The sequence below is a fragment of the Nostocoides australiense Ben110 genome, from assembly GCF_001050535.1.
GTDB classification, from domain to species: Bacteria; Actinomycetota; Actinomycetes; order Actinomycetales; family Dermatophilaceae; genus Nostocoides_A; species Nostocoides_A australiense.
Map to the genome: position 1 here is coordinate 647556 of NZ_HG764815.1, position 11906 is coordinate 659461.

Sequence of the window (11906 nt, forward strand, 5' to 3'; positions counted from 1 at the left end):
CCTCGGCGGTTATAACCGCCCAACCGTCTTACCTAAATTCGGGGCTCTATCGTGTCCCCATGCCCCTGGACTATCCGATCCACGAGCGCACCCTGGACAACGGGCTGCGCGTCGTGATCTCTCCCGACCACAGCGTCCCGACCGTCACCGTCAATCTCTGGGTGAACGTCGGGTCCCGGCACGAGGTGGCGGGTCGCACCGGTTTCGCCCACCTCTTCGAACACCTGATGTTCCAGGGGTCGCGCCAGGTCGCGAGCGGGGAGCACTTCAGCCTGCTCATGGGGCACGGCGGCCGGCTCAACGCCACCACGTGGTTCGACCGGACCAACTACTTCGAGACGATCCCCGTCGGCGTCCTCGACCTGGCCCTGTGGCTCGAGGCGGACCGGCACGGCGGGCTCCTCGAGGCGGTCAACCAGGAGAACCTCGACAACCAGCGCGATGTCGTCAAGGAGGAGAAGCGCCAGCGCTACGACAACGCGCCCTATGGCAACGCCATGCGCGACGTGTACGCGACCGTCTTCCCCGACGGCCACCCCTATCACCATCCGACGATCGGATCCATGGCCGACCTCGACGCCGCGAGCGTCGAGGACGTGCACGCCTTCTTCACCGCCCACTACCGCCCGGACAACACCGTCGTGACCCTCGTCGGCGATATCGAGCCCGAGGACGGCTTCGCGCGCGTGGCACGCTACTTCGCCGGCCTGCCCGCCACGCCCGGCGAGAGCCGCCCGAACCTCCCGCAGCTGCCGCCCCTCGCCGCCCCCGCGCGCCTGGACGTCGTCGGTGATGTCCCCAACGACCGGCTGCACATCGCCTTCCGGCTGCCCGTCGAGAGCGATGCGGACTTCCTCGCGGCCGACCTGGCCATCGAGGCCTTCGCCGGGTTGTCGATGTCCCGGCTGGTGCGCCGGCTGGTGCGCGAACAGCAGGTCGCCAACTCGGTGCAGGGTCAGGCCATGGGATTCGTCGACGGCGTCTCGCTCGGGCTGATCGCGATCGACCTCGCCGAGGACGCCGACCCGGCAGCGGTCGAGGAGGTCTTCGTCGAGGAGTTGGAGCGCTTCCGGGCCGAGGGGCCGAGCGCCGTCGAGATGGAAGCCGCCCTCGCCCAGGCCGAACGCGCCTGGCTGCACGCCCTCGCCTCGCAGGAGGAACGCGCCGACCTGATCAGCCACTATGCGCTGCTGCACGACGACGCCGGCCATATCAACACCCTGCTCGACCGGTATGCCGCCGTCACCGCCGACGACGTCCGCCGGGTTGCGGGCGCCTGGCTCGCGCCCAGTTCGCGCGCCGTCGTCGCCTATCTGACCCACGAGAACGCCGAGGCCGCCTGATGACCGAGAGCCTGCCCGCCCGCCCGGACGTCGCCCCCGCCGGGCCGTGGTCCTTCCCGTTGCCGGCGAGCACCACCTTGCCCAACGGCCTGCGGGTGCACACCTACGACCTGCCCGGGCAGTATGTGGTGTCGCTGCGCCTCGTCGTGCCCCTCAGCGTCCGCGCCGAACCGCGGGACAAGGAGGGCGTCGCGTCGCTCATGTCGCGCCTGCTCGACGAGGGGAGCACACGGCATACCACCGACGAGTTCACCGAACTCCTCGAGCGCAAAGGGGTGGCCTTCGCCGCCGGCCTGTCCGACGGCGGGATGCACGTCGACATCGACGCGCCGGCGCGCAATCTCGGGGCCGCGCTGGAGCTGCTGTATGAGGCGGTGGCCGAGCCGGCGTTCCCCGAGGACCAGGTGCGCCGGATGGTGCGCTCCCGGCTCGCCGAGCTCGAGCAGGAACGCGCCTCCGCGCCGCACCGGGCCGCCCGCGAGCTCGCCGCGACCTTCTACGACCCTTCCGAGCGGGCCAGCCGCCCCACGGCGGGGAGCGCGGAGACCGTGCGCGGGGTGACGCGTGCCGATATCGCCGACTTCCACGCCGCCCACATCGGGCCGACGCACGCCAGCCTCGTCATCGCCGGCGACCTGAGCGGCATCGACGTGCCAGGGCTGCTGGCGGCGACGCTGGGGGAGTGGACGCCCCTGCCGGTGCCGGTGCAACCTGCCCTGACGGCGCCCAAGCAGGCGGGCGACGCCCGGCGGATCGTGCTCGTCGACCGGCCGGACTCGGTCCAGTCGGAGATCTCCGTCGCCTGCGCCGGACCGGACCGGCACGTGGAGCCGGCGTGGGCGGCATACCCGGTGCTCGGGTTCGTCGTCGGCGGCTCGCCGAGCGCGCGGATCGACGCCGTGCTGCGCGAGGAGAAGGGCTACACCTACGGCATGCGCGCCTCCTTCCGGCCGCGGCGGGCCGGCGGGCTCTTCGTCACGAGCGGGTCGGTGCGCACCGAGGTGACCACTGCCGCACTCGAACTCGTCCTCGACATCCTCGACCGGGCCCGTGAGGGGTTCGAGGAGCGGGAGCGGGTGGAGGGCGTCGACTTCATCCGCGGCACCGCCCCGGGGCGGTTCGCGACGGCCGACGCCGTGGCCGAGGAGGCGGCCGGCCTGGTGCTCGACGGGCTGCCGATGACGTTCACGACCGACAACCTCGAGGCGATGGGTGCCCTGAGCGTGGGCGATCTGGACGCGGCATACCGGCGGTTCGTCGACGGCCGGTGGTGCATCGTCGTCGTCGGCGACGCCGCGGCGTATGCCGAGCAGATCCGCGCGTTGGGGCGCGGCGCGGTGACCGTCGTGGCGAACTAGCGGGCGGGGGTCAGCCGGCCTGAGGGGTGAGGGCGGCGAGGACCTGCTCGTGCAGCAGGCGGTTGGTGGCGACGGCGTTGCCGCCGAACGGCCCGTCGGTGCCGGCGAGGTCGGTGAAACGCCCGCCCGCCTCGGTGACGATCGGCACGAGCGCGGCCATGTCATAGAGGGCGAGTTCGGGCTCGGCCGCGATGTCGACCGCGCCCTCCGCCAGGAGCATGTAGGACCAGAAATCGCCATATCCCCGGTCGCGCCAGCACCTCTCCATCAGGCGCAGCATCGGCGTCTGACGTCCGGAAGCGGCCCACGAGGTCACGCTCGAGACCGAGATCGAGGCGTCGGCCAGCGACCGGACCCCGGAGACCTTGATCCGCTTGGCCGAGGTGATGCTGCGGCCGGTCCAGGCGCCCGTGCCCTGCGCCGCCCACCAGCGGCGCCCCAGCGCGGGCGCCGCGACGAGACCGAGGATTGGCGTGTCGCCGTCGATGAGGGCGATGAGGGTGGCCCAGACGGGCACCCCGCGGACGAAGTTGTGGGTGCCGTCGATCGGGTCGAGCACCCACCGGCGCGGGCCGTGACCGGTATCGGGGAACTCCTCGCCCTGGACGGCATCGCGCGGGCGGGTGCGGCCGAGCTGGGCGCGCAGCACCTCCTCGGCCGTGCGGTCGGCGTCGCTGACCAGGGTGAGGTCCGGCTTGGCCTCGACCTGCAGGTCGGTGGCTTTGAAGCGGGGCATCGTGACCCGCTCGACGGCGTCGGCGAGGACGTGGGCCAGACGCAGATCGTCGTCGTATGCCGGCATGAGGGCCACGGTAGTGGGCGGCCCAGCCGATTCGCCTCACTGGTCACAATTTTCCCTTGCGCGTCGCGACCGACGCCGAAATGTCGTGCTTGTGGCACGGCTGGGTCACATTTCTGTCTCGGAGGCGTCGTGATGGTCGCCATTGGCAGGTACGTAGACTTACATAGGGGAGCGCGGCGCACCGCGGCGCGCGCGGAGCCTCCTCGATCGGGGGACGCAGGCTCCGGGCAACCGCCCCGACCCGGCGGCGGCTTTAACCCCATGTAGGAGGAAATCCATGCGAGGAACTACTCGCACGATTGCGGTCGCCGGTGTTTCGGCGCTCGCCCTGCTGACGGCGGCCTGTAACGGCGGCTCCAGCGAAACCACCAGCGCCACGGGTGGCGCCACGGGCAGTGCCAGCGCGTCCGGCGACACCGGCGCCTCCGGCGGCGAGATCACCGTCAACGGCTGCCAGCCCGAGAACCAGCTCATCGCCGGCAACACGAGTGAGACCTGTGGTGGTGACGTCCTCGACACCCTGACCGCCAAGCTGGTCCACTACAACTCCGACACCGCCGAGCCGGAGATGGACATCGCCGAGTCGATCGAGACCGACGACAACCAGAACTTCACCGTCAAGCTCAAGGACTACAAGTTCGCCGACGGCACCCCCGTCACGGCCGACAGCTTCGTCAAGGCGTGGAACTACACCGCATACGGCCCCAACGGCCAGGGCGGCTCCTACTTCTACGGCCCGATCGAGGGCTTCGACGCCCTGCAGTGCACCGGCACCGAAGAGGGCAAGGAGTGCGAGGGCACGGGCAAGCCCAAGGCCGAGGAGATGACCGGCCTGAAGGTCGTCGACGACAAGACCTTCACTATCAAGACCACCGAGAAGGTCTCCAACCTGCCGGTCCGCCTGGGCTACACCGCCTTCGCCCCGCAGCCGGAGTCGTTCTTCAGCGACCCCGAGGCCTTCGGTAAGGCCCCGGTCGGCGCCGGCCCGTTCAAGTTCGAGTCCTGGACCGAGGGCCAGAGCATCGTCGTGGTCAAGAACCCTGACTACTCCGGCACCAACACCGCCAAGATCGACAAGATCACCTTCAAGTTCATGCAGGACATGGACGCGGCCTACAACGAACTCGTGGCCAACCAGCTCGACCTGCTCACGGCCATCCCGGTCTCGGCCCTGATCGACGACAAGTACAAGACCGAGCTGACCGACCGCAACGCCCAGCGTGAGACCGCGACCATCCAGTGGATCGGCATGAACCCGAAGGCCGACCCGACGCTGGCGAAGCCGGAACTGCGCAAGGCGCTCTCGATGGCCATCGACCGCGAGACGATCAATAAGCAGATCTTCAACGGCACCCGCACCGTCTCCACCGGCTGGGTCTCCCCGGTCGTGTCCGGCTACAAGGCCAACGCCTGTGGCGAGGCCTGTGTCTTCGACCCGGCCAAGGCCAAGGCCATGCTCGAGCAGGCCGGCGGCTACGACGGCAAGCTGACGCTGACCTACAACACCGAGGGTGACCACAAGACCTGGACCACCGCCGTGTGCAACAGCATCACCGACACCCTGGGCATCGAGTGCACCGCGACCCCGGGCGGTGAGTTCGGTGAGTTCCTCACCAACCTCACCGAGGGCAAGACCAAGGGCATGTTCCGCAACGGCTGGCAGATGGACTACCCGTCGATCGAGAACTACCTGACGCCGATCTACGCCAAGAACGCGGACAGCAACTACTTCGGCCCCTACGACAACCCGGAGTTCGAGAAGCTGCTCAAGGAAGCCGCTGCCGCTCCGAGCAACGACGAGGCCAACGTGAAGTACCAGGAGGCCGAGGCCGTCCTCGCCGAGGACTTCCCGACCATCCCGCTGTTCTACGGCAAGGCGACCATGGGCTGGTCCGACAAGCTGAACCCGGTGAAGATCACCCCGTTCGGCACCGCCGACTTCACGAGCATCTCGCTGAAGTGACCCGTGGCGGGTTCGTCACCACGTGACTGATCGGCCTGCCGATGATTCGTCACCGGCAGGCCGATCGGCTGCCTACCAACGACTTCGCGGCGCCCGAAAAGAAATCGAGAGTCCGGGTTGGGGTATCGGACGCGGGTAGGCGCGATAGGGTCCGGTACGCATTGACTCGCTGGAGACTTCCAGCTCACGAACTCGCACGAGGCCGAGATCTGGCCTCGTCACGACCTGGAGGAGGTGGCATGGGCAAGTACATCATCCGCCGGCTGCTGCAGATGATCCCGGTGATCATCGGCACGACCTTCCTGATCTTCTATATGGTCTTCGCCCTGCCCGGCGACCCCACGGCAGGCAAGTGCGGCGAACGCCCCTGCCCGGCCGCCTACGTCGCGAAATACCGCGCCGAGCACAATCTCGACGACCCGATGCCCATCCGCTACGCGAAATACGTCGCCAAGACCGCGACCGGCGACCTTGGGACCAACCGGTATGGCGTGAAGGTCACCGAAGACCTGAAGAAGCGTTACGTCGTCACCGGCAAGCTGGCCCTCATGGCCGTCGCGGTGGAGGTGGTCATCGGTATCGCGGCCGGCATCCTCTCGGGGATCCGCAAAGGCCGGTTCATCGACAATCTGGTCCTCGTCTCGACGCTGTTCGTGATCTCCATACCCGTGTTCGTCATCGGTGCGCTCTGCCAATACTTCCTGGGTGTGAAGTGGGGCCTGTTCCCCGTGACCGTGTCCGCCAAGCCCACGCTCTACGAGTTGTTCATGCCCGCCTTCGTGCTGGGCTCCCTCTCGATCGCCTACGTCGCCCGGCTCACGCGCACCAACCTCGTCGAGAACCTGCGCGCCGACTACGTCCGCACGGCCATCGCCAAGGGTTTGTCGCGCAAGCGCGCCGTCGGCCTGCACGCCCTGCGCAACTCGATGATTCCCGTCATCACTTTCGTGGGTTTCGACTTCGGAGGCCTGCTCGGCGGCGCCATCGTCACCGAGCGCATCTTCAACATCCAGGGCATCGGTGGCTACATCTTCCGCAGCATCTACAACCGCGACGGCGTCGCGGTGGTCGGTGCCGTGACCGCCCTGGTGATCGTCTACCTACTCGTCAACCTGCTCGTGGACCTGCTCTACGGCGTCCTGGACCCGAGGATCAGCCATGACTGAAAGTGCGACTGTTGTCCAAGCCGTCGAGGCAACCAACGCCGCCGGCGATGTCGGCGAGGCCCGTTCGCTGGGCGCGGATGCCTGGCGGGCCCTCCGCAAGAAGCCGCTCTTCTGGGTCTCGCTGGTGCTCATCACCATTTTCGTGCTCATGGCGATCTGGCCCAGCCTGTTCACCAACACCGATCCCGACAATGCCGTCCTGCGGCAGGCTCGCGAGCGTCCCAACGCCAACGCCTGGTTCGGGCGGGACATTCAGGGCTACGACATCTACTCCCGGGTCGTCTACGGCGCGCGGGCCTCGATCCTCGTCGGTGTCCTGACCACGACGTTCACCGTGCTGCTCGGTGGCGCGATCGGCACGCTCGCCGCCTACGCCGGCGGATGGGTCGACGCGCTCGTCTCGCGCGTCACCGACATCTTCTTCGCCATCCCCTTGCTGCTCGGCGCCATCCTGTTCATGGCCGCCACCCAGCCGCGGGGCAAGCCCTATTTCGTGATCATCCTGCTGGTCGTGACCGCCATCTCCATCCTGGGCTGGCCGTCATTGGCCCGGTTGATGAGATCGAGCGTCATGCAGGTGCTTCCCAATGACTACGTCCAGGCCGCACGGGCCCTCGGCGCAAGCCCGTGGCGGATCATCCGTAAGCACATCATCCCCAATGCGATGGGCCCGTTGATCGTCGTCTCGACCATCAACCTCGGCGCCTATATCGCCGCCGAGGCCACGCTGTCCTTCCTCGGCATCGGCCTGCAACCGCCGGTCATCTCGTGGGGTGTCTCGATCAGCGACGCGATTGTCGGCCTGCGCACCACGCCGCACATGCTGGCCTTCCCAAGCCTGTTCCTGAGCCTGACCGTGCTCGCGTTCATCATGCTCGGCGATGCCATTCGCGACGCCTTCGACCCGAAGACGCGATAGGGAGGCTCTGTGACGACAACAACCCAGCCGGGCATCCGCCCGGCGAATGCCACCGGCAAGATCACCTACACCCCGGTGGACGGCCGGCTGCTCGACGTGGAGGACCTGCACGTCGAGTTCCACACCGACGACGGGATCGCCAAGGCCATCAACGGCGTCAGCTTCACCCTGGACCAAGGCGAGTCGCTGGCCATCCTGGGTGAGTCCGGCTCCGGCAAGTCGGTGACGGCCCAGGCCATTATGGGCATCCTCGACATGCCGCCCGCCAAGATCCCGCACGGGGCCGTGAAGTATTGCGGCGTCGACCTGCTGACGATGCCGGACGACCGGCGCCGCTGGGTGCGGGGTGCGGAGATCGCGATGATCTTCCAGGATGCTCTCTCCTCCCTGAACCCGGTGTTCCCGGTGGGCTGGCAGATCGCCGAGATGTTCCGGCAGCACCGCGGCATGAACAAGTCCGATGCCCAGGCGCAGGCAGTCCGGCTCATGGAGCGCGTCGCGATCCCGGCGGCCAAGGAGCGCGTCAAGGCCTATCCGCACCAGTTCTCCGGTGGTATGCGCCAGCGCATCATGATCGCGATGGCGATCGCGCTCGACCCGGCCGTCCTCATCGCCGACGAGCCGACGACCGCCCTTGACGTGACGGTGCAGGCCCAGATCATGTCGTTGCTGCAGGAACTGCAACAAGAGCGGCAGATGGGGCTCATCCTCATCACCCACGACCTCGGCGTTGTGGCCGACGTGGCCGACCGGTCTGTCGTGATGTATGCCGGTCGGCTGGTCGAGACCGCCAACGTCTACGACCTGTACCGGAACCCGGCGCACCCCTACACGCGCGGTCTGCTCGAGTCCATCCCGCGCCTGGACCAGAAGGGCCAGACTCTCGCGGCCATCGGTGGCCTCCCGCCCAACCTGTTGCGGATTCCGCCCGGCTGCGCATTCAACCCGCGCTGCCGGATGGCCAAGGATGTCTGCCGGGTCGATCTGCCCGCACTGCGCGAGGTCGCGTCCGGCCGGCACTCCGCCTGCCACTTCGCCGAGGAGGTCATCGATGCCTGAGATCATTCTGCCGAAGGCGTCGGAGATCGGTCGGTCCACCACGTCCGAAGTCATCCTGAGCGCCAAGGACCTCGTCAAGCACTACCCGATCAAGACGGGCATCCTGCGCCGCACCACCGGCCACGTCAAGGCCGTCGACGGCGTCTCCTTCGACCTGCACAAGGGCGAGACCCTGGGCATCGTCGGGGAGTCCGGGTGTGGCAAGTCCACGCTGGGCCGGCTGCTGGTGCGCCTGGAGGCTCCGACCGACGGGTCGGTGGAGTTCGAGGGCGCCGACATGGCCAAGGCCTCCGGCCGCGAGTTGCGGGCCCTGCGGCGCAACATCCAGATCGTGTTCCAGGACCCGTACACCTCGCTGAACCCGCGGATGACGGTCGGCGACATCGTCGGCGAGCCCTTGGACATCCACCCCGATGTCACCCCCAAGGGCGGTCGGCGCAAGCGGGTGCAGGAACTCCTCGATCTGGTCGGCCTCAACCCCGAGCACATCAACCGTTATCCGCACCAGTTCTCCGGCGGCCAGCGCCAGCGCATCGGCATCGCCCGGGGGATCGCCCTCGATCCGAAGGTGCTCATCTGCGACGAGCCCGTCTCCGCGCTCGACGTCTCGGTGCAGGCGCAGGTCGTCAACCTGATGGAGAAGCTGCAGGACGAACTCGGCCTCGCCTACGTCTTCATCGCGCACGACCTTTCGGTGGTTCGTCACATCTCCGACCGGGTCGGTGTGATGTACCTCGGCAAGCTCGCCGAACTGGGCGAAGAGGACGAGGTCTACGACCGTCCCACCCACCCCTACACCCAGGCGCTTCTCTCGGCGGTGCCCGTGCCCGACCCGACGCTGCGCGGCAAGCGCGAGCACATCGTCCTCCAGGGCGATGTGCCATCCCCGGCGAATCCGCCGGCGGGGTGCCGCTTCCACACCCGGTGCTGGAAGGCCCAGGAAAGGTGCCGCACGGACGTGCCCGAACTCATCCTGCGTCCCGACGGTAGGGGCGAGCACTTCTCCGCCTGTCACTACGCGGAGCCGCGTGCCGTGGTCGACACCGTCGATGTCACCGATGTCGAGCCCGACGAGCGCTTCGCCGACACGGACGTGCGCGACCCCGCGACCATCGCCGCGGTGGAGGGCCAACCCGGCATGGACGGCCCCGTGCAGGACGCCGAGGGACTGGTCGAGGAAACCCCCGAGCAGCGGGCTGCGGACATGTCCTCGCTGACCATGCACGACGAGGGTCACCCGGGCAAGGTCGAGGATCCACGCCCCTGACGCGTGTCCCTCGATGATGTGAAGTGCCCTTTCGACCGGGAGAACCCGTCGAGAGGGCACTTCACATGAGCGGGCCCTTGAACTCGCTCGTCGCGCGCACGCTCTCATAGATCGTCTGCCGCGGCTGCCGCGTGCCTCAGTCGCCCGATTGGGCGCTGCGGGTGCGCAGCAGGCGCCGCAGGCTGTCCAAGCGGGCGGGACCGGCAGGTCCGGCCTTGCCGGAGGCGACCCAGTCGTCGAGGGCGCAGTCCACTTCGTCATGCGTGCACCCGCGGGGGCACTCTTCGGTGCCGGGCTCCAGGTCGGGGAAGTGGACGATGATCCGAGCCAGGTCGACGTGAGCCAGCCCGAAAGAGCGGATGCCGGGAGTGTCGACGACCCACCCTCCGTCGGGCAGGGGGAGAGCCGCGGCGGAGGTGGAGGTATGCCGCCCACGCCCGGTGACGTCGTTGACCGCGCCCGTCGCCCGGTCGGCCTGTGGCACGAGCGCGTTGACGAGCGTCGATTTGCCGACGCCCGAGTGCCCGACGAGCACGCTCACCCGGTCGTGCAGGTGTCCTCGCACGCTCTCGAGCCCGGCAAAGTCTGACCCTTCAGTCGAGGTCACGACATAGGGGACCTCGAGCGGCGCGTAGTTGGCCAGGAATCCGGCCGGGTCGACCAGGTCCGCCTTGGTCAGCACGAGCAGCGGGTCCAGCCCAGCGTCGTATGCCGCGACGAGGCAGCGATCGATCAGCCGTGGCCGCGGCTCCGGGTCGGCGAGCGCCGAGACGACGACGAGTTGGTCGACATTGGCCACGATCGCCCGCTCCACGGGGTCGGTGTCGTCGGCGGTGCGCCGCAGGACGCTGGTGCGCGGTTGGATGCGCACGATGCGGGCCAGGGCATCGGGTCCGCCGCCGGTGTCGCCGACGAGGCCGACCCGGTCACCCACGACGATGCCCTTGCGGCCCAGTTCGCGGGCCTTCATGGCCAGGACGACCCGCTTGTCACCGTCGTCCTCGAGCAGCGTGGTGTAACGGCCCCGGTCGACGGCGGTGACCAGGGCGATCTCGGCGTCGCTGTGTGCCGGACGGTCCTTGGACCGGGGACGAGAGCCACGTCGGTTGGGGCGGACCCGGACATCGTCCTCGTCCCAGTCGCGCCGGCTCACCGACCGCCCCCGGCCCGCGGTGTGCCACCCTGCCGCAGCATGTCGTCCCAGAGCGTGACGAAGGTGGGCAGGGTCTTGGCGACGGTGCCGACATCCTCGACGACGAGGCCCGGGGTGACCAGCCCGAGGACGGCGCCGGCCATGACCATGCGGTGATCGGCATACGTCTGCCAGCGGGCGGCGCGCAGCGGGCGAGGGGTGATCCGCAGGCCGTCCGCGGTCTGGGCCACCTCGCACCCGAGCCGCTCGAGTTCGGTCGCCAGCGCCGCGATGCGGTCGGTCTCGTGCCCGCGGATGTGGGCGACGCCGCGGATGATGCTGCGCCCGTCGGCCACCGCGCACAACGCGGCGATCACGGGGGTCAACTCGCTGGAGTCGTGCAGGTCGACGTCGATGCCGTGGATCGCCTCACCGGCGGCGACGGTCAGCCCGTCGCGGTCGAGGTGGACCTCCGCTCCCATCTGGTCGAGGATGTCGCGCAGCGCGTCTCCGCCCTGGGTGGTGTATTGCGGCCACCCGGGGATCCGCACCCGCCCCCCCGTGACGAGGGCGGCCGAAAGGAACTGGGCGGCATTCGACAGATCCGGCTCGACGACCACGTCGAGCGCGTTGATCTCACTGGGTTCGACGCGCCACGTGTGCGGTTCGCTGTCGTCCACGACGGCGCCGGCGTCGCGGAGGGTCTCGACAGTCATCTCGATGTGCGGCAGGCTGGGGACACTCTTGCCGTCGTGATGGACGGTGACCCCGTCGTCATACCGCGCCCCGGACAACAACAGGCCGGACACGAACTGCGACGAGGCGGAGGCGTCGAGGGTCACCTCGCCGCCGCGCACCTGGCCGCTGCCCGCGACGGTGAAGGGCAGCCCGCCCCGC

General features: G+C 68.7%; 10 protein-coding genes. 7 read left to right on the top strand and 3 right to left on the bottom strand.

Annotation, left to right across the window (positions count from 1 at the left end):
* Positions 1-59 precede the first annotated feature (59 nt).
* Positions 60-1343: a M16 family metallopeptidase gene (locus BN11_RS03035; RefSeq protein WP_048694310.1), complete on the top strand. Its 1284-nt coding sequence runs from the start codon at positions 60-62 to the stop codon at positions 1341-1343.
* Positions 1343-2701 carry a M16 family metallopeptidase gene (locus tag BN11_RS03040; RefSeq protein WP_048694312.1) on the top strand — a complete coding sequence of 453 codons (1359 nt, stop codon included), beginning with the start codon at positions 1343-1345 and terminating at the stop codon, positions 2699-2701. Before BN11_RS03035 ends, BN11_RS03040 begins: the two co-directional genes overlap by 1 nt.
* Before the next feature lie 10 nt (positions 2702-2711).
* Here BN11_RS03040 and hisN read toward each other — a convergent pair whose 3' ends face one another.
* Positions 2712-3503 carry a histidinol-phosphatase gene (gene hisN / locus BN11_RS03045; RefSeq protein ID WP_048700687.1) on the bottom strand — a complete coding sequence of 264 codons (792 nt, stop codon included), beginning with the start codon at positions 3501-3503 and terminating at the stop codon, positions 2712-2714.
* A 277-nt stretch (positions 3504-3780) separates the two neighbouring features.
* Between hisN and BN11_RS03050 the strand changes: the two genes are divergently transcribed.
* The 5 genes from BN11_RS03050 to BN11_RS03070 all read left to right on the top strand — a co-directional run bounded on the left by BN11_RS03050 (position 3781) and on the right by BN11_RS03070 (position 9877).
* Positions 3781-5466, top strand: a complete 1686-nt coding sequence (locus BN11_RS03050) for a peptide ABC transporter substrate-binding protein (protein WP_048694316.1) — start codon at positions 3781-3783, stop codon at positions 5464-5466.
* A gap of 239 nt (positions 5467-5705) precedes the next feature.
* Positions 5706-6632, top strand: coding sequence for an ABC transporter permease (locus BN11_RS03055; RefSeq protein ID WP_048694319.1), 927 nt, complete (start codon positions 5706-5708; stop codon positions 6630-6632).
* Positions 6625-7551, top strand: a complete 927-nt coding sequence (locus tag BN11_RS03060) for an ABC transporter permease (protein ID WP_083433488.1) — start codon at positions 6625-6627, stop codon at positions 7549-7551. Before BN11_RS03055 ends, BN11_RS03060 begins: the two co-directional genes overlap by 8 nt.
* A 9-nt stretch (positions 7552-7560) precedes the next feature.
* Positions 7561-8610: an ABC transporter ATP-binding protein gene (locus tag BN11_RS03065; protein ID WP_083433489.1), complete on the top strand. Its 1050-nt coding sequence runs from the start codon at positions 7561-7563 to the stop codon at positions 8608-8610.
* On the top strand, positions 8603-9877 hold the full coding sequence (locus BN11_RS03070; RefSeq protein WP_083433490.1) for an ABC transporter ATP-binding protein: 1275 nt from the start codon (positions 8603-8605) through the stop codon (positions 9875-9877). Before BN11_RS03065 ends, BN11_RS03070 begins: the two co-directional genes overlap by 8 nt.
* A gap of 136 nt (positions 9878-10013) precedes the next feature.
* Here the strand turns inward: BN11_RS03070 and rsgA are convergent, their stop codons facing one another.
* A complete protein-coding gene (gene rsgA, locus BN11_RS03075; protein ID WP_048694321.1) occupies positions 10014-11030 on the bottom strand; it encodes a ribosome small subunit-dependent GTPase A in 1017 nt (338 codons plus the stop codon).
* Positions 11027-11906, bottom strand: an 880-nt coding sequence (locus tag BN11_RS03080) for a 3-phosphoshikimate 1-carboxyvinyltransferase (RefSeq protein WP_162213149.1), incomplete at its 5' end; no start/stop codon positions are given. The genes BN11_RS03080 and rsgA, both read right to left, overlap by 4 nt.

Coding starts and splice junctions, on each gene's coding strand:
- BN11_RS03035 (WP_048694310.1), top strand. CDS start 60: ATGCCCCTGGACTATCCGATCCACGAGCGCACCCTGGACAACGGGCTG.
- BN11_RS03040 (WP_048694312.1), top strand. CDS start 1,343: ATGACCGAGAGCCTGCCCGCCCGCCCGGACGTCGCCCCCGCCGGGCCG.
- hisN (WP_048700687.1), bottom strand. CDS start 3,503: ATGCCGGCATACGACGACGATCTGCGTCTGGCCCACGTCCTCGCCGAC.
- BN11_RS03050 (WP_048694316.1), top strand. CDS start 3,781: ATGCGAGGAACTACTCGCACGATTGCGGTCGCCGGTGTTTCGGCGCTC.
- BN11_RS03055 (WP_048694319.1), top strand. CDS start 5,706: ATGGGCAAGTACATCATCCGCCGGCTGCTGCAGATGATCCCGGTGATC.
- BN11_RS03060 (WP_083433488.1), top strand. CDS start 6,625: ATGACTGAAAGTGCGACTGTTGTCCAAGCCGTCGAGGCAACCAACGCC.
- BN11_RS03070 (WP_083433490.1), top strand. CDS start 8,603: ATGCCTGAGATCATTCTGCCGAAGGCGTCGGAGATCGGTCGGTCCACC.